At 70.8% G+C, this 21030-nt stretch carries 19 protein-coding genes; 12 read left to right on the top strand and 7 right to left on the bottom strand.

The genetic code is table 11. The annotated features are described in order from the left end of the window. Complete coding sequence (locus ABZ441_RS23400) at positions 1 to 666, bottom strand: hypothetical protein (protein ID WP_358977456.1); 666 nt, start codon at positions 664 to 666, stop codon at positions 1 to 3. A gap of 213 nt (positions 667 to 879) precedes the next feature. On the opposite strand from ABZ441_RS23400, the gene ABZ441_RS23395 reads away from it, so the two are divergent. Next, entirely contained in the window at positions 880 to 1413 is a 534-nt protein-coding gene (locus ABZ441_RS23395) for a hypothetical protein (protein ID WP_358977454.1), read from the top strand. A gap of 72 nt (positions 1414 to 1485) precedes the next feature. Here ABZ441_RS23395 and ABZ441_RS23390 read toward each other — a convergent pair whose 3' ends face one another. The 3 genes from ABZ441_RS23390 to ABZ441_RS23380 form a co-directional block, all read right to left on the bottom strand. After that, positions 1486 to 1662 (bottom strand): hypothetical protein, encoded by a 177-nt coding sequence (locus ABZ441_RS23390; protein ID WP_358977452.1) that lies wholly within the window; start codon positions 1660 to 1662, stop codon positions 1486 to 1488. 208 nt (positions 1663 to 1870) lie between these two features. Then, on the bottom strand, positions 1871 to 4825 hold the full coding sequence (locus ABZ441_RS23385; RefSeq protein WP_358977450.1) for a BTAD domain-containing putative transcriptional regulator: 2955 nt from the start codon (positions 4823 to 4825) through the stop codon (positions 1871 to 1873). A gap of 362 nt (positions 4826 to 5187) precedes the next feature. After that, positions 5188 to 5391: a cold-shock protein gene (locus ABZ441_RS23380; protein WP_003967102.1), complete on the bottom strand. Its 204-nt coding sequence runs from the start codon at positions 5389 to 5391 to the stop codon at positions 5188 to 5190. 286 nt (positions 5392 to 5677) lie between these two features. Between ABZ441_RS23380 and ABZ441_RS23375 the strand changes: the two genes are divergently transcribed. The 4 genes from ABZ441_RS23375 to ABZ441_RS23360 all read left to right on the top strand — a co-directional run bounded on the left by ABZ441_RS23375 (position 5678) and on the right by ABZ441_RS23360 (position 10538). Then, complete coding sequence (locus ABZ441_RS23375) at positions 5678 to 6556, top strand: menaquinone biosynthesis protein (protein ID WP_358977448.1); 879 nt, start codon at positions 5678 to 5680, stop codon at positions 6554 to 6556. Between the two features lie 393 nt (positions 6557 to 6949). Continuing rightward, positions 6950 to 8614: a serine/threonine-protein kinase gene (locus ABZ441_RS23370; RefSeq protein WP_358977445.1), complete on the top strand. Its 1665-nt coding sequence runs from the start codon at positions 6950 to 6952 to the stop codon at positions 8612 to 8614. 72 nt (positions 8615 to 8686) lie between these two features. Further along, on the top strand, positions 8687 to 9886 hold the full coding sequence (gene mqnC, locus ABZ441_RS23365) for a cyclic dehypoxanthinyl futalosine synthase (RefSeq protein ID WP_358977443.1): 1200 nt from the start codon (positions 8687 to 8689) through the stop codon (positions 9884 to 9886). A 7-nt stretch (positions 9887 to 9893) separates the two neighbouring features. Further along, positions 9894 to 10538: a hypothetical protein gene (locus tag ABZ441_RS23360; protein WP_358977441.1), complete on the top strand. Its 645-nt coding sequence runs from the start codon at positions 9894 to 9896 to the stop codon at positions 10536 to 10538. A 149-nt stretch (positions 10539 to 10687) separates the two neighbouring features. Here ABZ441_RS23360 and ABZ441_RS23355 read toward each other — a convergent pair whose 3' ends face one another. Then, a complete protein-coding gene (locus ABZ441_RS23355; RefSeq protein WP_358977439.1) occupies positions 10688 to 11626 on the bottom strand; it encodes a DUF3152 domain-containing protein in 939 nt (312 codons plus the stop codon). Between the two features lie 364 nt (positions 11627 to 11990). Between ABZ441_RS23355 and ABZ441_RS23350 the strand changes: the two genes are divergently transcribed. Then, the gene (locus ABZ441_RS23350) at positions 11991 to 12683 is read left to right on the top strand and encodes a demethylmenaquinone methyltransferase (protein ID WP_358977437.1); all 693 of its coding nucleotides are present in this window, start codon (positions 11991 to 11993) and stop codon (positions 12681 to 12683) included. A gap of 6 nt (positions 12684 to 12689) precedes the next feature. On the opposite strand, the gene ABZ441_RS23345 is transcribed toward ABZ441_RS23350, so the two are convergent. Then, positions 12690 to 13208 (bottom strand): GNAT family N-acetyltransferase, encoded by a 519-nt coding sequence (locus ABZ441_RS23345; protein ID WP_358977435.1) that lies wholly within the window; start codon positions 13206 to 13208, stop codon positions 12690 to 12692. A 97-nt stretch (positions 13209 to 13305) separates the two neighbouring features. Here ABZ441_RS23345 and ABZ441_RS23340 point away from each other — a divergent pair, with 97 nt between their 5' ends. Next, positions 13306 to 14589, top strand: coding sequence for a geranylgeranyl reductase family protein (locus ABZ441_RS23340; protein WP_358977433.1), 1284 nt, complete (start codon positions 13306 to 13308; stop codon positions 14587 to 14589). A 48-nt stretch (positions 14590 to 14637) separates the two neighbouring features. Beyond that, complete coding sequence (gene mptB / locus ABZ441_RS23335; protein WP_358977431.1) at positions 14638 to 16119, top strand: polyprenol phosphomannose-dependent alpha 1,6 mannosyltransferase MptB; 1482 nt, start codon at positions 14638 to 14640, stop codon at positions 16117 to 16119. A 66-nt stretch (positions 16120 to 16185) separates the two neighbouring features. Here the strand turns inward: mptB and ABZ441_RS23330 are convergent, their stop codons facing one another. After that, positions 16186 to 17016 (bottom strand): C40 family peptidase, encoded by an 831-nt coding sequence (locus tag ABZ441_RS23330; protein ID WP_358977429.1) that lies wholly within the window; start codon positions 17014 to 17016, stop codon positions 16186 to 16188. Between the two features lie 996 nt (positions 17017 to 18012). On the opposite strand from ABZ441_RS23330, the gene ABZ441_RS23325 reads away from it, so the two are divergent. Genes ABZ441_RS23325 through ABZ441_RS23310 form a run of 4 tightly spaced genes read left to right on the top strand, consistent with a single transcriptional unit; the run spans position 18013 to position 21027 of the window. Then, positions 18013 to 18372: an NADH-quinone oxidoreductase subunit A gene (locus ABZ441_RS23325; protein ID WP_003992243.1), complete on the top strand. Its 360-nt coding sequence runs from the start codon at positions 18013 to 18015 to the stop codon at positions 18370 to 18372. A 17-nt stretch (positions 18373 to 18389) separates the two neighbouring features. Further along, positions 18390 to 18944, top strand: coding sequence for an NADH-quinone oxidoreductase subunit B (locus tag ABZ441_RS23320; protein ID WP_014154689.1), 555 nt, complete (start codon positions 18390 to 18392; stop codon positions 18942 to 18944). Further along, positions 18941 to 19651 (top strand): NADH-quinone oxidoreductase subunit C, encoded by a 711-nt coding sequence (locus ABZ441_RS23315; protein ID WP_358977426.1) that lies wholly within the window; start codon positions 18941 to 18943, stop codon positions 19649 to 19651. The genes ABZ441_RS23320 and ABZ441_RS23315 overlap by 4 nt, the downstream gene beginning before the upstream one ends. Next, positions 19651 to 21027, top strand: a complete 1377-nt coding sequence (locus tag ABZ441_RS23310) for an NADH-quinone oxidoreductase subunit D (protein WP_358977424.1) — start codon at positions 19651 to 19653, stop codon at positions 21025 to 21027. Before ABZ441_RS23315 ends, ABZ441_RS23310 begins: the two co-directional genes overlap by 1 nt. Positions 21028 to 21030 lie beyond the last annotated feature (3 nt).

Here is a 21030-nt window from a genome sequence, read left to right as displayed (position 1 = left end):
TCAGGGGTGGGGCGGGTGATACCGGTCCCGGTCCTGCCGGTCGCCCTCGTCGGGGTACTGGACCGGGTACTGGGCGGTGTCCTCGTCGGAGGGCGAAGCCCGGTGCCGGCCGGGCCCGGTGTACGGATCCGCCTCGGGCTCCGGCCCCGGCGACGTCTGCGCGGCCGGGCCCGGCTCCTGCGTCGGCGGCCAGGTGTCGGGGTGGTCGTCCGGCGGCACCGGATACGGTTCGGCGGCCCGCCTCTGCCGCGTTCTCCTGCGCCCCGACATCACCAGCGCGCCCAGCAGGAGCAGCACACCGCCGGCCAGGGCCTGCGCCACGCCCCAGCGGAGGCCGGAGCCGGCGCCGTCGACCGTCAGGCTTCCCGCGGCCTGCCCCTGGCGGACCATCCACAGCACGGTGAAGCCGAGGACGACGAGCCCCGCGAGGGCCACCACCCAGCGTGACCGGAGCACGACCCCGACGATCGTCACCAGGGCGGCGAACAGGAACGGCAGCAGGACCGAGCCCATGACGGACGACGACACCTCGGTGATGCCGCCGAACAGGTCCTGGATGCGGTAGTCCCGCCCGAGGCGGTCGGCGTACCAGCTGTGGAAGGGGCTCTGCACGGCGGCCGCCGCTCCCACAAGGGCGACGACGGAGCCGAGGACATTGCGGATCATCGACAGCCTCCCGGGCCATGGCGCACGGCTGTGCGCACCGCTCCCCGGCTCGACGCTACGCCCGGCCGATCGTCCCTGCCATCGGAGACCATGACAAGACCGTGACAGGGTCATGACTGCCCCATGGGTGAGGGGCGGGGATGCTGTGAGTAGCGTTGTCACGCGGCCGTGCGACGGCCCGAGGAGCCGACTACAGCTAGGGGGGCTGCATCGATGGTGCGGCGACAGATGAGGTTCGCGGCGGTTCTGGTCGTGGTGGTGCTCGCGCTCACCGGATTCTCCACGTCGAGTCACGGCGGCAAGAGCGGGAAGAGCCGCAGCGGTTCCGGCGGTGGAGGCTGCTCCAACTCCAAGAAGAGCAACAGCGGCTACCGCGACTACGACGACGATGACTACGACGACAGCTCGTCGGGCTCGTCCGGCGGTTCCACGTACTCCGACCCGACGCCGAGCCCCACCGCCTCGGACGCCCCGGACGTCCGCGTCGTCCGCTGCGCCCAGCCCAAGAAGGGCAAGCGCAGGGCGGTGACCTCCTCGACAGTCGAGATCCGCTCGACGGCGTCCCTCTCGCACACGTACGAGGTCGACGTGAAGTTCCTGGACTCCACGGGCCGGACCGTCGACACGGGCGAGGCCACGGTCGACCTGGACTACGACGAGGCCAGGACCCTGACGGTCAAGATGGACACCCCGCGCCTGGCCTCCAAGGTGAAGCGCTGTCAGGCCACGGCGGAACTGCTCTACTGACGCCGCGGACATGCAGCGGCCGCGACGGCTCCCCCTCCGCGCCGCCGCGGCCGCACCCCGTGTGTGTGAGGTCTACTTGGGCGTCGGAGCCGACGCGTGGCTGTCCAGTGTGGTCAGCTCTTCGCCGGAGGCGTGGCTGTCCTGGACCTTGAGCTTCTCGCCGGAGGCGTGGCTGTCCAGGGTGGTGAGCTCCTCGCTGGAGGCGTGGCTGTCCAGCGGCTTGACTGTGGGCTTCTTGGCGTCGCTCATCGTGTGTCAACTCCCGTTGTTCATGCGGTCGTACAGATCGGCGCGTCCGCCCGGCAATTCCCCCGTGGATCGCCGGGCGGACACCTCTGGGCCGTTCACCATAGAGGGGCGGCCCCTCGTCGATCCGCCTGCCCCCCGACGCGACGGCTCGATGGATGTAAGAGTGACGTCCGCCGATAAACGAACGATGAACGCCGTGGACGAGCCCTCAGGCAGCCACGGCGGGCGTCAGAAGCCGCCGGACCTCATCGGTCTCGGCCGAGCCCAGTTGCTCGTAGATGGCCAGGGCTTCGTGCCAGCACGCCCGGGCCCGGTCCGGCTGCTCCAGATGTTCCAGCGCGCGCCCCAGAACGGTGAGGACCGTACCCCGACGCCACTCACCTCCGATGCCCCGGAGAGCGATCGCCTGCTCCGCGTGGGCGGCGGCGAGCGTGAAGCGCCGGGCCGCGAGGTGCACTTCGGCGAGTCGGAAGTGCGTCACACCTTCCCAGAGGGGCTGGCGGTTCTCGTGGAAGATGCCGAGGGCCTGCGTCAGTTGCTCGAGCGCCTCCGAGAGGCGCCCCGCCTGGGTGAGGGCGAGACCGAGGGCATAGCGTCCGTTCGCCAGGCGCAGTGCGAGCCCCAGCCGGTCATAGATGGCGATCCCCTGCTGGGCCAGTTCCACGGCGCTGTCCGTCCGCGCGAGAGCAAGGTGAATCCTGGAGAGGTTGCAGAGGGCGCTGGCCTCGCCGGGCCTGTTTCCATCCGCGCGGAACGCCTCGATGGCCTCCTGGAGGTAGGTCGCCCCCTCCTCGGGATGATTGCGGTAGATGGAGAGGATGCCTCGTTCGTTGGGCGCGTTCCCGCTGGTCCACGGGTCGCCCGCGGCGGTGCCGAGGGCCATGGCATGGTGCGCCTCGCTGTCGGCCTGCTCGAACCGTCCAGCCGTGCTGTACACCTGCGTGAGCGTAGTGCGGGCGCGCCCTTCCGCACGGGCGTCACCCGCGGTCATGGCCGCGTCGCGCAGCGCGAGAGCCGCGGTTTCGTAGCGGCGGGCGTTCGCTCCCGACTCCGCGAGGTCCTTCACAGCCATCAGGAGGTCGACGGCTCGTCGCAGGGAGCGCTCGCCGTGTGACTGGAGTACGCATGCGAGCAAGCAGTCCGCCTCGGCGTAGAGCCAGTCGAGGGCGTGCGGCCGTTCGGCGAAGGCGAGCCCTGGGTGACGGGTGGGTTCCAGGTGGTCGACCGTGCGGTCCCCCGGCCGCTCCAGCGCGTACACCCCCGCCGCCGTCGCCAGGTAGAAGTCCAGCAGCCGCGACAACGCCAGTTCCCGTCCCTCCGGCGGCTGTTCGTCGCGTTCGGCGCACGCCCGCGCGTAGAGGCGCACCAGGTCGTGGTAGCGGTAGCGGCCCGGGGCCGCCGACTCCAGGAGGCTGGTGTCCACCAGGGACTCCAGGAGGTCCTCCGCCGTGTGGGGGTCCAGGTTCAGCAGCGCGGCCGCCGCGGCGAGGGAGATGTCCGGGCCGTCCGCCAGGCCGAGGAGGCGGAAGGCGCGGGCCTGGGCCGGTTCCAGCTGGCCGTAGCCGAGCTCGAAGGTGGCCTTCACCGCGAGGTCGCCGGCCTGGAGCTCGTCGAGCCGGCGGCGTTCGTCGGCGAGCTTCGCGGCCAGCACCGAGACGGTCCACGTGCGGCGGGCGGCCAGCCGGGAGGCGGCGATGCGGATGGCCAGCGGCAGGAAGCCGCACGCGGCCACCACGTCCAGGGCCGCCTCGCGCTCCGAGCGGACGCGTTCGTCGCCGACGATGCGGGTGAAGAGCTCCAGCGCCTCCTCGGGGGACATCACGTCCAGGTCCACCAGGTGTGCTCCGGCCAGGTCGACCATGCGGACACGGCTGGTGACCAGTGCCGCACAGCCTTCCGTGCCGGGAAGCAGGGGCCGGATCTGGGCCGCGTCGTTGGCGTTGTCGAGCAGCACGAGGATGCGGCGGCCGTCGAGGGTGGAGCGGTAGAGCGCGGCCCGTTCGTCCAGGGAGTCAGGGATCGCGGACTCGGCGGTGCCCAGCGCGCGCAGGAACGCGCCGAGGACGGTCTCGGGTTCGGCGGCCCTGGCTCCCGCGCCCTGGAGGTCGACGTACAGCTGGCCGTCCGGGAAGTGCGGGCGTGCCTGGTGGGCGACGTGGACGGCGAGGGTCGTCTTGCCGACGCCGCCGATACCGGCCAGCGCGGAGACCGCCATGACGGAGCCCTCGGCGCTCGCGAGCCGGTCACCCAGCTCGCGTACGAACGCGGCCCGTCCCGTGAAGTCCGGGACGGTGGCGGGGAGCTGTGCCGGACGGACCGGGACGGCGGTGGGGGCCGGCTCGTCGGCCGGGCGGGCCAGTTCCTCGTCCGCCCGCAGGATCCGCTGCTGGAGCTGGGACAGTTCGGGGCGGGGGTCGACGCCCAGTTCCTCCGCGAGCAGGCGACGGGTGTCGGCGTACACGGCGAGCGCCTCGGCCTGACGGCCGCTGCGGTACAGGGCGACCATCAGCAGCTCGCGCAGGCGCTCGCGCAGGGGCTGCGCGGCGGTGAGCGCGGTCAGTTCGGAGACGGCCTCCGCGTGGCAGCCGACCTCCAGGTCCAGGTCGAGACGGGTCTCGGTGAGCTGGAGGCGCCATTCCTCCAGGCTCGTGCGCTGGTTCTCGGCGTACGGGCCGGGGAGGGAGGCGAGGGCCTCGCCGTCCCAGAGGCCGAGCAGCTTGTTGATCAGCGCACGGGCCTTTCCGCGGTCCCCGCCTCCGCGGGCCTTCTCCGCCTCGGACGCGAGGTCCTGGGCGAGCGTCAGGTCCAGGGCCTCACGGGGGACCCGGACGGCGTATCCGCCGGCCTCGCTGACCAGGGTGTCCTGGCCCAGGGTCTTGCGGAGCCGGGACGCGTACGTGCGTACCGTGGCAAGCGCCTGGGACGGGGGGTCGTCACCCCAGAGGGCGTCGATGAGTTCGGCTGCGGTGGCCGTGCGGCCGTCACGCAGGAGCAGCGCGGCGAGCAGGGCGCGTTGCTGCGGAGAACCCGACGGCAGGGCCTCGCTGCCGCGCCAAGCGCGTACGGGGCCGAGCACGGTGAACCGCAGCTCGGTGCCGGCCGCCCGTTCCCGCGGCACGCGTTGCTCCGGAACGCGCACGCCGGGTCCGTTGTCGCGGTCCATGATGCCCCCCTTCCTGCTTGCCCCGCCGGTACCGCTGTTCCCGCTCTGCTCCGTACCGCTGGTATCGCGGTCAACAGTCTGCCTTGTTCCGGGCGGGCCCGTCAGTATCGGGTGGCGCTCTGCACAGGCCCTCGACACGATCGGGGGACGGGTGCCCGTACGGAGGGTGACGTCGGGTCAGCCGGCGAGGGGCAGCCGGAGTTCGGTGACCCACTTCTCGCGGTCCTCCGGTCACGCCCGGGTGTGACCGGAGGGACGTCGTCCGTCTCTCGAGAAGGCAGGAGCCCCGTTCCCCCACCGAAGCGGGGGAGCGGGGCTCCTTGGGTACTGCTCACTCGGCCGCGATCGGCCGACCCGGGCAACTAGGCCGGGGTGACGTTCTCAGCCTGCGGACCCTTGGGTCCCTGAGTGACGTCGAAGTTCACGACCTGGTTCTCCTCGAGGGAGCGGAACCCGGACGCGTTGATCGCGGAGTAGTGGACGAAGACATCCGGGCCGCCGCCGTCCTGGGCGATGAAGCCGAAGCCCTTTTCAGCGTTGAACCACTTGACGGTTCCGGTAGCCATAAGCCCTCCTTGGGCCAAAGGGTTGCCCTGCTCCAGAACCTGCAAACAAGTCTGAAAACTACAAAAGCCTGCGGGTTACATGCTCCGCAGGCTCTGTACTGCAAGGGAAACCAAACTGCAACTTGCGGGCGAGCCTAGCACGCAGTCTGCGGGGAGCGGTAGAGGGAAAGATCACTTCACCCGCATGTTTGACCGGGCCCCCCGAGAGGTGACGGACAAGGCCTTCGCGGAGCGGTCCGGGTGCCCCGATGGAGGCTGCCGGAAGCGACAGGTCTAGCCTCGCGATGTGGACAATTCAACCGTCTCTCCCGTAGAAGGCGACGACCGTCGCAGCAGGCCGCGCGTCGGCCACATCCAGTTCCTGAACTGCCTCCCCCTCTACTGGGGCCTGGCACGGACCGGGACGCTGCTCGACCTCGAGCTGTCGAAGGACACTCCTGAAAGACTCAGTGAGCAGCTGGTCAGGGGGGACCTCGACATCGGTCCCGTCACCCTGGTGGAGTTCCTGCGCAACGCCGACGACCTGGTCGCCCTCCCCGACATCGCGGTCGGCTGCGACGGCCCCGTCATGTCGTGCGTGATCGTGTCCCAGCTTCCCCTGGACCAGCTGGACGGGGCCCGGGTGGCCCTCGGCTCGACCTCGCGCACCTCCGTACGGCTGGCCCAGCTGCTGCTCGCCGAGCGGTACGGTGTCGCGCCCGACTACTACACCTGCCCGCCGGACCTCGGCCTGATGATGCAGGAGGCCGACGCGGCCGTCCTGATCGGTGACGCCGCGCTGCGGGCGAACCTCCACGACGCCCCCCGGCTCGGACTGCAGGTCCACGACCTGGGCGCGATGTGGAAGGAGTGGACCGGGCTGCCGTTCGTGTTCGCGGTCTGGGCGGCGCGCAAGGACTACCTGGCCTCGCACCCCGACTACGTGGAGAAGGTCCACGAGGCGTTCCTGGCCTCCCGTGACCTCTCGCTCGAAGAGGTCACCAAGGTCGCCGAGCAGGCGGCGCGCTGGGAGTCCTTCGACGCCGAGGTGCTGGAGCGTTACTTCACCACCCTGGACTTCCGCTTCGGCCCGGACCAACTGGCGGGCGTGCGCGAGTTCGCCCGGCGGACCGGCCCGACGACCGGCTTCCCGGCGGATGTGAAGGTGGAACTGCTCGGCGGCTGACGCCTCGGGCGGCATCCTCGGGCGACACGGGAATGGTGCGGAAAGAAGATGAATCCCGTACCTTCCCGGGTCTTCCCCGGCGGCCCGCCTTTCTCCCTGACGCGTGGTTCCGGCATTCCGTTCCCGTGAATGGGGGGTGAATGTCCGGAGTTCCGTCGCGGAGCCCCTCCGGCCGGAAGGCCGGACCATTAGCGGAAGCCTCCGGAACGCCTTCCGGTTTACCTCCGGTGAAGCGGATCGGCGCGGGGGAACGACGTATTCGCGCCTTTCCATGTGGCGAAATCCCTGCTTCGTGCCCATAGGGGCGATATCGGCGCCAGGGGTCTGAGTGACCCCGTCGCCGGGGCGGCCTAGGCTGCCGTCCGAGTCCCGGGGCCCACAGGGGGAGACCGCATGCAGCCGCTGGAAGCCGGCGAACCGCACACCATCGGCGCCTACCGGCTGCTCGGCAGACTCGGCGCGGGCGGGATGGGCCGGGTCTATCTGGGCCGCAGCGCGGGCGGACGTACCGTCGCGGTCAAGGTCGTGCACCCCCACTTCGCCCTCGACGAGCAGTTCCGCGCGCGGTTCCGGCGCGAGGTGGACGCCGCGCGGCGCCTCGGCGCGCAGTGGACGGCCCCCGTCCTGGACGCCGACCCCGACGCGGCCGTGCCGTGGGTGGCGACCGGCTACGTCGCCGGGCCACCGCTCTCCGACGCCGTCACCCGTCACGGCCCACTGCCCGAGTACGCCGTACGGGCCCTGGGGGCCGGGCTCGGTGAGGCCCTCGACGCCGTACACGCGCACGGCCTCATCCACCGGGACGTGAAGCCGTCCAACGTCCTGCTCGCCCTCGACGGGCCGAGGCTGATCGACTTCGGTATCGCCCGGGCGCTCGGCGCCACGGTCTCCCTCACCTCCACCGGCGTCTCCGTCGGCTCGCCCGGCTACATGGCGCCGGAGCAGATCCGCGGCCTGGACATCTCCGGCGCGGCCGACGTCTTCTCCCTGGGGGCGGTCCTGGCCTACGCCGCGACCGGCAGCGCCCCCTTCGTGGGCGACTCCTCCGCCGTACTCCTCTACAAGGTCGTGCACGAGGAGCCCGAACTCGGTGAACTGGAGGGCGGGCTCCGGGAGCTGGTGGCCGGTTGCCTTGCCAAGGACCCCGCCGAACGGCCCGCCCCCGCCGAGCTCGCCCGCAGGCTCGCACCCGGCGGGGCCGCGGCGCTGGTGTCGCCCGGCTGGCTGCCGGGGCCGCTGGTGCGTGAGGTCAGCAGGTCGGCGGTGGCCCTGCTGGACCTGGAACCGCAGGACGAGCCGGTGCGGTCGGGTCCGGTGCCCTTCAGCAACGCGTCCCTCGGGAGCGCGGCGCCCGCCGCCTTCGGGCCGCCGCCCCCGTCCGCCCCGCCGCCGCCCGGCCCGGAGACGGCGGGGGAACGGGGCCCCGGCGCCCGTATCGCCGTCGCCGTGGACACCGGACCGCAGCCCGGCACACGCCGGGGGCGGCGGGTCAGCTGCACCGTCGCGCTGGCCGTCGCGGGCGCGCTCGCCGCGGTGACCGTCGGCGCCGCGACGCTGGGGGACCTGTTCCCGGGCGGCGACGGCGACACCGGTCGCGGCAACGACGCCGCGCAGCCCCCGGTGGCCACAGGGTCGCGGAACCCGACATCCGGTGCACCGGAGGCCCCCGCGGGGTCCGCGCCCGTGAGCACGCTGCCGAAGGCGTTCGCCGGTACGTGGAAGGGCCCCACGACCGAACGCAGCGGCGCGCCCCACGGCACACTCACCGCTGTGTTCGTCGAGGGGAAGAAGGGGGAGGAGGTGGCCCGGCTGTCGTACAGGTTCGACGCGCTCGGAACGACCGTCGTCTGCAAGGGCGTCGGAACCCTCGCCTCCGGCACGGCCACCGAGGTGAAGGTCCGGGAGCGCGCCGACCCGGACGCCCGCACCGGCGCGATGTGCACCGGCGGCGAGGCCGACCTGGTCTTCACCCTCGCTCCCGACGGCACCCTGCGTTACGCCTCCCACGAGGAGGCCGCGGGCAGGCCGAAGGGCACACTCACCCGGTCCGACGGCTGACCCCGGCAGGGGCTGGCGTAGGCTGGATCGGTCTGTCGATCCGCAGAGAAACCCCCGAAAGGTGACAGCCCGGTGACCGAGAAGGCCGACCTCCAGCCCGTCCTCGACCGCGCCGCCGAAGGCGGGCGGATCTCCCCGGAGGAGGCGCTCGACCTGTACAGGTCGGCACCGCTGCACGCGCTCGGGGCAGCGGCCGACGCCGTACGCCGCCGCCGCTACGCCGGTACGGAGCACATCGCGACGTACATCATCGAGCGCAACATCAACTACACCAACGTGTGCGTCACGGCCTGCAAGTTCTGCGCCTTCTACGCGGCGCCCAAGGACACGGCCAAGGGCTGGTCCCGCGACCTCGACGACATCCTGCGCCGCTGCGCGGAGACCGTCGAGCTGGGCGGCACCCAGATCATGTTCCAGGGCGGCCACCACCCGGACTACGGCGTCGAGTACTACGAGGAGCACTTCTCCGCGATCAAGAAGGCGTTCCCGCAGCTGGTCATCCACTCGCTGGGCGCCTCCGAGATCGAGCACATGGCCCGGATCTCCGGCGTCTGCGCGAAGGAGGCGATCGAGCGGATCCACGCGGCCGGTCTCGACTCCTTCGCCGGTGCCGGCGCCGAACTGCTGCCCGCCCGGCCGCGTACGGCGATCGCACCGCTCAAGGAGTCCGGCGAGCGCTGGCTGGAGATCATGGAGATCGCCCACGGCCTCGGTGTCGAGTCCACCTCCACCATGCTGATGGGAACCGGCGAGACCAACGCCGAGCGCATCGAGCACCTGCGGATGATCCGCGACCTGCAGGACCGCACGGGCGGCTTCCGCGCGTTCATCCCGTACACCTACCAGCCGGAGAACAACAAGCTGAAGGGACAGACGCAGGCCACGCTCTTCGAGTACCTGCGGATGATCGCCATCGCCCGGCTGTTCCTCGACAACGTCGCCCACATCCAGGGTTCCTGGCTGACCACCGGCAAGGAGGTCGGCCAGCTTTCCCTGCACTACGGCGCGGACGACCTCGGCTCGATCATGCTGGAGGAGAACGTCGTCTCCTCGGCCGGCGCCAAGCACCGCTCGAACCGGCTCGAGATCATCGACCTGATCCGCAAGGCGGGACGCGTCCCCGCCCAGCGCGCCACGACCTACGAGCACCTGGTCGTCCACGACGACCCGGCGAACGACCCGGTCGACGAGCGCGTGGTCTCGCACATCTCCTCCACGGCGATCGCGGGCGGCACCGCGCACCCGGAGCTGAAGCTCCTCGACGCCAACTGAGCCGCCCGTGCTGACCGTTCACGCCGCGCCGCTGGTCCTTCCGGTCGGCGCGGCAGGCATCGGCGGGGGTGCCGTCGCCGTGGACGGCGACCGGGTCGTGGCCCTCGGGCCGTACGGACAGGTCGTGGACGCCCACCCGTCGGCCCGGGTCCGGCAGTGGCCGGGGGTCCTCACCCCGGGGCTGCGCCAGTGGGACGGCCTCCCGCTGCTGACCCGCTGCTACCACCCCGACCCGCGCGAGGCGGACGAACTCGGCGAGGAGCCCCTGGCCGGAGCCGCGTTCGAGCGCCTCGCCGGGCAGCTGGACGGGCCCCGCCGGGCCGGCAGCGTACGGCGCGGACTGCAGCGCATGCTGCGCCACGGCACCACGCATCTCGCGGTCGGCTCCGCCGGACCCGCCGTACGCACCGCCGTACGCCGCGCGGGTCTGGTCGAGGTCCCTGCCGCCGGACCCCCTGCGGGCGGACCGAGCCTGGACCCCTTCGTGCGCGGACGCGACCTCCCGGGCTCCGTGCACGGCCCGCTCGCCGTCGGCGGCCGGGCGGACCTCGCGGTCTTCGACGTGCCGGACGAGGCGGCCCTGTGCGCGGCGGGGGCCGCGACCTGTGTGGCCACGGTGCTCGGCGGGCGGCTGGTGTACCGGCGGCGCTGAGCCGCCGTCCCGTGGCGTCCCTCCGCCGGTGCTGCCTCCCGTGGCGTTTCAGGACGCCGGGCTGCCTCCCGTGGCGTTTCCCGCCTTCCCGGGGAGTGCCAGGACCACGTGCCGCGGAGCCGACTCCCCGGAACGCCCCGGCGGTGTCCTCACGGCACGGACGGCCCACCCAGGTAGCGGCCTTTCTCGTCGTACGGCCAGGCGTTGGACGTGCAGCCCTTCAGCCCCTTGATCTGCTGCATCATGGCGGGGGCCGGCTTGCCGGGGCCGGGGCAGGTCTCGTGGCCGTGGCCCAGCCAGTGGCCCACCTCGTGATTGATGATCAGCGCCCGGTACTCCGACGCGGGACCGTCGAACGTCGGCGAACCCAGTTGCCACCGGGCCAGGTTGACCATGACGTTCTCCCCGCCGCGGCAGTTCACCTCGCCGCCGGTGTTCAGCCCGTAGTGCCCGCAGAGCCGGTCGGTGGTCTTCGGCGTCCCGATCCGGATCACCAGCCCGGCAGGTCCGTCGGCGACCTGACGGAAGGTGCGGCTTCCGTCCTTGCCCCAGCCCCGCGGGTCGGCGAGTATCTCCGCGATCTCCTCCGCCGCGCTGTCCGGGTCCACCCCGATGCCGTCCTCCACCTCGACGCGGTAGCGGCTGCCGCCGCCACCGGACGAGACGCCTTCGCGCGCCACGGTGAAGGTGCCGGGGCCCGAGGCCGGTACGGAGTCCGGGTCGACGGTTTCCTCGGTGTTCCGCGAGCCCCCGGGCGACTTCGGGGTCTTCGGGCTGGGCGACGGCTTCGGCGAGGCCGACGCCTCGGGTGTGGCGGGGGCCGACGACGAGACTGATCCGTTCCCCGGGGGCCGGGCCGGCTCACGGTCGGCCGCGAGCGCGGAGCCGTCGTCCTGCCACGGCGGGGCGACGTAGAGGAACGCCGCCGCGGCCGCCGACGCGACCACGGCCCCGGCCAGGGCCGTCCGTCTTCGCCGTAACTGTCTTCGGCGGGCCATGGCCCGCTTCCGGGACCGTGTGCGTAAGGCCCGTGATCCCGGGGCGGGCGCACCGGCCCGCCGTATTCGTTCTGTGTCTCCACTGCGCATGTTCCGGTAAGTATCCGTGGTCTCGATGTGGCCGTCCAGGTCGGATGGATCATCCTGCCCGCACGCTGACCTGCTGCTCGAGCACCGGGTGCCGGTCCGCGTACCTCGCGACGTCCAGCAGTCCGCCCCCTGCTCCGCCCGGGAGCTGCCGGGCGGGCACCGGTGCGGAAACCCCTTTCCCCTCGCCCGGTGAGACGTGGATCAAGGGGGTGCTGTTCCGGAAAGTCGAAGGCAATCGACCGCCGGGGTCTCTCGCGGCCGTCCGGACGACCGCGCGGCACCGGGCGGGCGCATCCGGGCCCGAAGTCCGAAGCCGTCCCACGCCGCCGCGAGAGACGGGGAGCCGGGCTGCTTGAATGGGAGGGTGACCCGAGCATCCCTGGACAAGCAGCCGCACGAAGTCGCCTCGATGTTCGACGACGTGGCGGCGAACTACGACCTCACCAACGACGTGCTGTCGCTCGGACAGGCGCGGCTCTGGCGCAAGGAGGTCGCCCGGGCCGTCGACGCCCGACCGGCCCAGAAGATCCTCGACCTGGCCGCCGGGACCGCGACGTCCTCGCAGCCGTTCGCGCGGGCCGGTGCCTACGTGGTGCCCTGCGACTTCTCGATCGGGATGCTCCGGGTCGGCAAGGAACGCCACCCGTGGATGCCGTTCACCGCGGGCGACGGCACGAAGCTCCCCTTCAAGGACGAGACCTTCGACGCGGTCACCATCTCCTTCGGGCTTCGCAACATCCAGGACACCGGTGCCGCGCTCAGCGAGCTGTACAGGGTCACCAAGCCCGGTGGCCGAGTCGTGATCTGCGAGTTCTCCCAGCCGACGTGGGCGCCCTTCCGGACCGTCTACACCGAGTACCTGATGCGTGCGCTGCCGCCGGTCGCGCGGGCCGTGTCCTCCAACCCGGACGCCTACGTCTACCTCGCCGAGTCGATCCGTGCCTGGCCCGACCAGGCCGGCCTCGCGTCACTGCTGCAGAAGGCCGGCTGGTCGAAGGTGGCCTGGCGCAACCTCACCGGCGGAGTGGTGGCGCTCCACCGGGGCGTGCGCGACTGACCGCGCTCAGAGCTCCAGCCGGAAGCAGTACGCCTCCTGCTCCGACACCGGGCTCCGGTACGTCTCGGCCTGACGCATACCGAGACGTACCGCCACCGCCACCGACCGGGCGTTCCGCGTGTTGATCATCGCCACGACCTCCCGCACCCCGAGCGACCTCATCCGCTCCAGGGTCACGCGCGCGGCTGCGGTCGCGTAACCCTGCCCCCAGGCGGCCCGTCCCAGCCGCCAGCCGAGTTCGATCTCGCCCACCGGGCCGAACGACTCGTGCGGCCACGGCTGGGCGCCCGTGAAGCCGAGCACCTGACCGGCGTCGTCCAGCACGGTCCACAGACAGTGGCCGAGCTCGGCGTCGTGCCGGCGCTGGCGGGCGGTCAACTCGTCGTACACCGAGTACTCCGCCCTGCGGCCGCCGTGGAACTCCATCACCTCCGGATCGTCGAACACCCGGTACCAGGCAAGGGCGTCCTCGTCGGTGGGGACGCGCAGATGTACGGACGGCGTCGAGTCAGGTGCGTACGGCATCGGGGAGCCCTTCGGGAGGTTGATCAGCAGGCACCCATAGACTGCACGCGACATGTGCCGCGCGGCACGCGAATTCGAGTCTTCGGGAGATCCGACCGTGACCGAGCCCCTCTCCGAACACAGCGCGGACGTGATCGTCGTCGGGGCGGGCCCAGCCGGCTCCACGACCGCGTACTACCTCGCCAAGGCCGGACTCGACGTCCTCCTTCTGGAGAAGACGGCCTTCCCGCGTGAGAAGGTCTGCGGCGACGGTCTCACCCCGCGCGCCACCAAGCAGCTCGTCTCCATGGGCATCGACATCTCCGAAGAGGCCGGCTGGCTGCGCAACAAGGGCCTGCGCATCATCGGAGGCGGCGTCCGCCTCCAGCTGGACTGGCCGGACCTCGCCTCGTACCCGGACTACGGTCTGGTCCGCAAGCGTGACGACTTCGACGAGCAGCTGGCCCGCCAGGCGCAGAAGGCCGGCGCGCGACTGTACGAGCGCTGCAACGTCGGGGAGCCGGTCAAGGACGAGCGCACCGGCCGCATCACCGGCGTCCACGCGAAGCTCGGCGAGGAGAAGACCCCGGTCACCTTCCACGCCCCGCTCGTCGTCGCCGCAGACGGCAACTCCACGCGGCTCTCCCTCCACATGGGCCTGCACCGCCGTGAGGACCGCCCGATGGGCGTCGCGGTCCGCACGTACTTCACCTCGCCCCGCCACGACGACGACTACCTGGAGTCGTGGCTGGAACTCTGGGACCGGCGCGGTGCCGAGGACCGCCTGCTGCCGGGCTACGGCTGGATCTTCGGCATGGGCGACGGCACGTCCAACGTCGGCCTGGGCATCCTCAACTCCTCGGCGGCCTTCAAGGAGCTCGACTGGCGCGAGGTCCTCAAGGCGTGGTGCGCGTCCATGCCCGAGGACTGGGGCTACACCCCCGAGAACATGACGATGCCGATCCGCGGTGCCGCACTCCCGATGGCCTTCAACCGCCAGCCGCACTACACCAAGGGCCTGCTGCTCGTCGGTGACGCCGGCGGGCTGGTCAACCCGTTCAACGGCGAGGGCATCGCGTACGCAATGGAGTCGGGCCAGATCGCCGCGGACGTCATCGTCCAGGCGCACGCCCGTGCCACCCCGGCGCAGCGGGAACTGGCCCTGCAGCACTACCCGAAGATCCTCAAGGACACCTACGGCGGTTACTACACGCTGGGCCGCGCCTTCGTGAAGATGATCGGGAACCCGAAGGTCATGAAGATCGCCACCCAGCGCGGCCTGACCCACCCGCTCCTGATGAAGTTCACGCTGAAGATGCTCGCCAACCTCACCGACCCGACGGGCGGCGACGCCATGGACCGCATCATCAACGGACTCTCGAAGGTCGCCCCCAAGGCCTGACCGCCGACGCCCGGCCCCCGGCCGCCCGCGCTGCGATAGGTTCGGGCCATGGGGGCAACAGGCGCATGGACCACCGGCGGCTTCCGACGTCTCGGCGCTGCCGGGTCGGCGGCGATCGCGCTGGGAGGCTGGGCCGTAGGCACGCTCCCGGCCCACGACCCGTGGGGCCTGTGGGTGGCCCACGGCCCCGGGGTGAGAGCCGCGGGCTACGCACTGGCCTACGGCGGACTGACGGTGCTCGTCGTCGCCTGGTGGCTGTACGGGAGGGCCGGAGCCTCCGTACGCGACACCCTCGTCACCCTCGGGTGGTGGACGGCGCCACTGGTCCTCGCGCCCCCGCTGTACAGCGCCGACGTCTACAGCTACATCGCGCAGGGCGCGATGGTCGTCGAAGGACACGACGTCTACAGCGTGGGACCGTCCGTCCTCGACCCCGACGGGCCGGGCGGCTACGCGGCGGCCAGCGTCGGCGGGCACTGGACCGACACCCCGGCCCCGTACGGCCCGTTCTTCCTCCTCCTCGCGCGCGGCGTGGCCTGGGCGACCGGCGGCACGATCGTGCCCGCCGTGCTGGGGATGCGCCTGATCGCCCTCGGCTCACTGGTCCTGATCGTGTGGGCCCTGCGCAATCTGGCCCGGGAACACGGCCGCAGCGAGAGCGCCGCGCTGTGGCTCGGGGCGCTGAACCCTCTGCTGCTCATCCACGTGGTCGGCGGCGTCCACAACGACGGGCTGATGACCGGTCTCATGCTGGCCGGCGTACTGCTCGCCCTGCGCGGCAGATGGATCACCGGGTCGGCGGTCATCGGGCTCGCCATGATGGTGAAGTCACCCGCTGCGGTGGCGCTGCTGTTCGTCGGCGTCCTGGTGGGCCGGGCCGCGACCGGCCCGGTCGCACGGCGGGTGGCGAAGGGGCTGCTGGCCCCGGGACTGGTCGCGGGGGCCGTCGTCGTGGGCGTGACGTTCGTCGGCGGCACCGGCTTCGGCTGGATCGGGACGCAGAGCGTCGCGGCACGCATCCACACCGCGCTGTCCCTCAGCAGCGACATCGGCCTGGGCCTGGGCGAACTCCTGCGTCTGCTGGCCGGAACCGACCCGGACCCGGTCAAGGCCGCCGTGCAGAACCTGGGCCTGCTGGTCGCGCTGGTGCTGATCGTCCGACTCGCCTGGCACGCGGCGACCGGACGTACAGAACCCGTTTCCGCCCTGGGCACCGCTCTGCTGGTCCTCGTCGTGCTCTCGCCGATGGTGCAGCCGTGGTACCTGCTGTGGGCCACGGCGGTGCTCGCCGCCACCGTGAGCGGCGGCCGGGCCATGGGCGCGGTGACCGTGCTGTCGGCGGCGCTCGTCTACGAGACGCAGCCCTCGGGCTCGACCCCGCCGTACGGCTTCGTGCTGGCGGCCCTCGCGTGCGCGGTGGGCGTGGCGCTCCTGCGCCGGGAACGGGCCGACGGGGAGCGGGGACGCGTGCCGGGTCAGCGCCGGCCGACGGAAGCCGTCGTGGAGGCGGACGCGCCCACGGCACGATGACGGGCCGTCACTCCGGATGGCGGAGTGACGGCCCGTGGTCGTGCTCAGGAGTGCGGAGCTTGTGAATCAGAGAACGCGGACCGCGCCGGACGGCGGGTCGTAGTCCAGCGTCTGCTGAACGACACCGGTGCTGGAGTTCTGCGCACCGACGAACTGGCCTCCGCCCACGTAGATCCCGACGTGGTAGGCGCTGCCCGCACCGCCCCAGTACAGGATGTCGCCGGGCTGGAGGTTGTCGAGCGAGACCTGGGTCCCGGCCGTCGACTGGCTCTGCGAGACGCGCGGCAGGTCGATGCCCACCGAGCCGAAGGCGGCCTGGACCAGACCCGAGCAGTCCCACGAGTTCGGGCCTGTGCCGCCGGAGACGTACGCGTCGCCGACCTGGGACTGCGCGAACGCGATGACGGACGCTGCGGACCCGGTGGCGCTGGAGGAGGACGAGGAGGACGAGGAGGAGGAAGAGCCGGAGGACGCGCTGAGCGTGGTGCGCTCGGCGGAGCGGGAGGCACGCTCGGCGGCCTCCGCCTTGGCCTTGGCCTCCGCCTCGGCGGCTGCTTCGGCCTTCTTCTCGGCCTCGGCCTTGCGGACCGCCTCGGCCTTGGCCTTCTTGGCGGTCTTGGCTGCTGTGGTGGCGGCGGCGTCCTCGTGGGCCTGGGTCTCCAGGTCGAGGGCGACCGCCTTGGTTGCCTGCGCGGACGCGGCGACGGATTCGGAGAGCCCGGCCGTGATGGTGGGCATCTCGATGGTCTGGGTCACCGGCTCGGCCTGAGCCGGACCGGCGGCACCCGCGACCGCGATGGTGCTGAGCATGCCACCGGCAACTCCTGCCCGCAGGGCCGTCTTCGAGGCACTTCGGCGGGGCTTCCGGTGGCTGGGTATGTGAGCGGTGTGGGACATGGGTACTAGCGCTATCAGGGCTGTAGGGGTCCCATCAAGAAACGTGTGTTGCGACACAGTTACGTTCGGAATCCATGAATCCGCTTATTGGGGGCCTTTATTGACGCCCTAAAGGGCAAATCGGGCACCTCGACGCACCCCTGTGATCACGGCGTTCAATCAATACGCCCGAATTGCCCGTCGCTTACCATCCGTTCACACGGTTGGCCAAGCCCGCTTTTCTTGAAGCGGGCATGGAGTGATGCAGGTCACAGCGTGGCTCTTCCGTGAGAGGCAACCGCGCGGCCGTGCGCCGCGTGCGGGGGGCGGCCGGCCGCCCTCTCGCGACGACCTGACCTATTGGTGAGTCATGTCCGTTTTCGCGGCGGCCCGTCGGGGGTGGCCGCCGGGCGGCCGGCCGGGGGTGGCCGGGATGACCGGAGCCGGCCGCCGGGGTCGGCCACGAAGGTCGGCCGAGGGGTGCCGGTGGGTCCGGCTGGTGATCCGCCCGTCGCACTCCTCGTTCTCCCTGGCCCTCGCGCCCCCGGCCCGGGTGTGCCGCGCGTCCACCCCGCGCCCCCGTGTGCCCGGAAGTTCGTGAATGCGTGCGCATTGTCCACATCGGTACCGGAGGCACCCCGTCCGAGTGGCTGCCGCATCGGGCCGGTCCCTATATCACCGGCTCGGTGTCCATCGCCAATTTGCTTGTACGGTCCGCCGATTGATAGTGCCGTGAGCCTTTGACCAGCGGTAACGCTCCAAGATGTCACGTCTCGTAACCGCACGGCCGCTTCGCGTACGAAGATCACCGCTCATCCGCCTTCATGATCGTTCGTCAGGTGGTGGAGATCACAAAGACGTTGGTGCACCCCGTGTCGCAGATCACAGGACGGCGGGCATAGGATGCGGGGCAGTCGGGCTTGTGAACTGCCTCACATGTGCACGATCTTGATGAGGTGGCGAGCCGGTCGCCCGATGCGGTCCAACGGTCAAGGACGACTGGAAGGAGCGAGGAGCGTGAATGCCTACGCGCCCATCCTCGTGCTCGGCGCCCTAGGGGCAGGGTTTGCGATCTTCTCCGTGGTCATGGCCACGCTTATCGGCCCGAAGCGGTACAACCGAGCAAAGCTCGAAGCGTACGAGTGCGGTATCGAACCCACCCCCACTCCAGCCGGAGGTGGCCGTTTCCCGATCAAGTACTACCTGACGGCGATGCTGTTCATCGTCTTCGACATCGAGATCGTCTTCCTCTATCCCTGGGCGGTCACCTTCGACGCCCTGGGGATCTTCGGGCTCGTGGAGATGCTGCTCTTCGTGCTCACCGTCTTCGTCGCCTACGCGTATGTGTGGCGCCGGGGCGGCCTGGAATGGGACTGAGGGGCTGAGGGGCACACATGGGACTCGAAGAGAAGCTGCCGAGCGGCTTCGTGCTGACCACTGTCGAGCAGGCCGCCGGCTGGGTGCGGAAGTCGTCCGTCTTCCCGGCCACCTTCGGCCTCGCCTGCTGCGCCATCGAGATGATGACGACCGGCGCGGGGCGGTACGACCTGGCCCGGTTCGGGATGGAGGTCTTCCGCGGTTCGCCGCGGCAGGCGGATCTGATGATCGTCGCGGGACGGGTAAGCCAGAAGATGGCGCCCGTCCTGCGGCAGGTCTATGACCAGATGCCGAGCCCCAAGTGGGTGATCTCCATGGGGGTTTGTGCGTCATCGGGTGGAATGTTCAATAATTACGCCATTGTTCAGGGTGTTGATCATATTGTCCCGGTCGACATCTATCTGCCGGGATGCCCGCCGCGTCCCGAGATGCTGATCGACGCCATCCTCAAGCTCCACCAGAAGATCCAGGGCTCCAAGCTCGGGGTCAACGCGGAGGAGGCCGCCCGCGAGGCGGAGGAGGCGGCTCTCAAGGCACTCCCCCTGATCGAGATGAAGGGGCTGCTGCGGTGAGCGACGAACAGAACGACAGCGGGGTACCCGCCCCGCGCGACGACACCGGCGAGGTCATCGGCGTACGCAAGGGGATGTTCGGCGCCAACAACGGCGGCGACACCTCCGGCTACGGCGGACTCGTCCGCACGGTGACCCTTCCGGGGGCGTCCTCCCGGCCCTACGGCGGCTGGTTCGACGAAGTGGCCGACGAGCTGGAAGGGGCCCTGGAGGAACAGGACCTGCTCCCCGCCGACGCCATCGAGAAGACGGTCGTCGACCGGGGCGAAGTCACCTTCCACATCGCCCGTGAGCACCTGCTCCAGGTCGCCCGCACCCTGCGCGACGACCCCGCCCTGCGCTTCGAGCTGTGCACGGGCGTCAACGGTGTCCACTACCTGGGAGATAAGGGGCGTGAGCTGCACGCCGTCTACCACCTGCGCTCGCTCACCCACGGGCGGCTGATCCGCCTCGAGGTGTCCGCGCCGGACAGCGACCCGCACATTCCGTCGCTCGTCGAGGTCTATCCGGCCAACGACTGGCACGAGCGCGAGACCTACGACTTCTTCGGCCTGGTCTTCGACGGGCACCCCGCCCTGACCCGGATCATGATGCCGGACGACTGGCAGGGCTTCCCGCAGCGCAAGGACTACCCACTCGGCGGCATCGCGGTCGAGTACAAGGGCGCCCAGATCCCGGCTCCGGACCAGCGGAGGTCGTACAGCTGATGACCACTCCCCACTCCCACCCGTCTCCCGGCCACCACCCCACACCGGGTCCCTCCGGGACGCCCTTTTCCGATGCCCGCGCCACGACCGAGGGGACTGTATATACAGTCACCGGCGGCGACTGGGACGAGGTCGTCGAGTCCGCCGCCAAGTCGGACGACGAACGCATCATCGTCAACATGGGTCCCCAGCACCCCTCCACGCACGGCGTGCTGCGGCTGATCCTGGAGATCGACGGCGAGACCGTCACCGAGGCCCGCTGCGGCATCGGCTACCTCCACACCGGCATCGAGAAGAACCTCGAGTTCCGGAACTGGACGCAGGGCACCACCTTCGTCACGCGCATGGACTACCTGACCCCCTTCTTCAACGAGGCGGCGTACTGCCTCGGGGTAGAGAAGCTGCTCGGCATCGAGGACCAGATCCCCGACCGGGCCACCGTCCTGCGGGTGCTCCTGATGGAGCTCAACCGGATCTCGTCGCACCTGGTCTGCATCGCCACCGGCGGTATGGAGCTCGGTGCCACAACGATCATGATCTACGGATTCCGCGATCGTGAACTCGTTCTCGATCTCTTCGAGCTGATCACCGGGCTCCGGATGAACCACGCGTTCATCCGCCCCGGCGGCCTCGCCCAGGACCTTCCCATGGGCGCGATCGACCGGCTCCGCGAGTTCATCAAGACCATGAAGAAGAACCTGCCGGAGTACGACAAGCTCGCGACCGGCAACCCCATCTTCAAGGCCCGCATGCAGGACGTCGGCTACCTCGACCTGACCGGCTGCATGGCGCTGGGCGCCACCGGCCCGGTCCTCAGGTCCGCCGGACTCCCGCACGACCTGCGCAAGACCGATCCGTACTGCGGCTACGAGACCTACGACTTCGACGTACCGACCGCGGACACCTGCGACTCCTACGGGCGCTTCCTCATCCGGCTGGAGGAGATGCGCCAGTCGCTCAGGATCGTCGAGCAGTGCCTGGAGCGCCTGGAGCCAGGACCGGTCATGGTCGCCGACAAGAAGATCGCCTGGCCCGCGCAGCTCGCGCTGGGACCCGACGGCCTCGGCAACTCGCTCGACCACATCAAGAAGATCATGGGCACCTCCATGGAGGCCCTGATCCACCACTTCAAGCTGGTGACCGAGGGCTTCCGGGTCCCGGCCGGGCAGGTGTACACCGCCATAGAGTCCCCCAAGGGCGAACTCGGCGTGCACGTCGTCTCGGACGGCGGCACGCGCCCCTTCCGGGTCCACTTCCGCGACCCCTCCTTCACCAATCTCCAGGCCATGGCGGCGATGTGCGAGGGCGGCCAGGTCGCCGACGTCATCGTCGCCGTCGCGTCCATCGACCCCGTGATGGGAGGCGTCGACCGGTGACCG

Source organism: Streptomyces sp. NPDC005752 (assembly GCF_040630715.1).
Taxonomy (GTDB): domain Bacteria; phylum Actinomycetota; class Actinomycetes; order Streptomycetales; family Streptomycetaceae; genus Streptomyces.
The sequence above is the reverse complement of the archived record's forward strand: the minus strand, read 5'-3'. Positions and strand labels throughout refer to the sequence as shown.

Bases quoted from the DNA above. Each gene is read 5' to 3' on its own strand.
- ABZ441_RS23400 (WP_358977456.1), bottom strand. From the start codon at position 666: ATGATCCGCAATGTCCTCGGCTCCGTCGTCGCCCTTGTGGGAGCGGCG.
- ABZ441_RS23395 (WP_358977454.1), top strand. From the start codon at position 880: ATGGTGCGGCGACAGATGAGGTTCGCGGCGGTTCTGGTCGTGGTGGTG.
- ABZ441_RS23390 (WP_358977452.1), bottom strand. From the start codon at position 1,662: ATGAGCGACGCCAAGAAGCCCACAGTCAAGCCGCTGGACAGCCACGCC.
- ABZ441_RS23385 (WP_358977450.1), bottom strand. From the start codon at position 4,825: ATGGACCGCGACAACGGACCCGGCGTGCGCGTTCCGGAGCAACGCGTG.
- ABZ441_RS23380 (WP_003967102.1), bottom strand. From the start codon at position 5,391: ATGGCTACCGGAACCGTCAAGTGGTTCAACGCTGAAAAGGGCTTCGGC.
- ABZ441_RS23370 (WP_358977445.1), top strand. From the start codon at position 6,950: ATGCAGCCGCTGGAAGCCGGCGAACCGCACACCATCGGCGCCTACCGG.
- ABZ441_RS23355 (WP_358977439.1), bottom strand. From the start codon at position 11,626: ATGCGCAGTGGAGACACAGAACGAATACGGCGGGCCGGTGCGCCCGCC.
- ABZ441_RS23345 (WP_358977435.1), bottom strand. From the start codon at position 13,208: ATGCCGTACGCACCTGACTCGACGCCGTCCGTACATCTGCGCGTCCCC.
- mptB (WP_358977431.1), top strand. From the start codon at position 14,638: ATGGGGGCAACAGGCGCATGGACCACCGGCGGCTTCCGACGTCTCGGC.
- ABZ441_RS23330 (WP_358977429.1), bottom strand. From the start codon at position 17,016: ATGTCCCACACCGCTCACATACCCAGCCACCGGAAGCCCCGCCGAAGT.
- ABZ441_RS23320 (WP_014154689.1), top strand. From the start codon at position 18,390: ATGGGACTCGAAGAGAAGCTGCCGAGCGGCTTCGTGCTGACCACTGTC.
- ABZ441_RS23310 (WP_358977424.1), top strand. From the start codon at position 19,651: ATGACCACTCCCCACTCCCACCCGTCTCCCGGCCACCACCCCACACCG.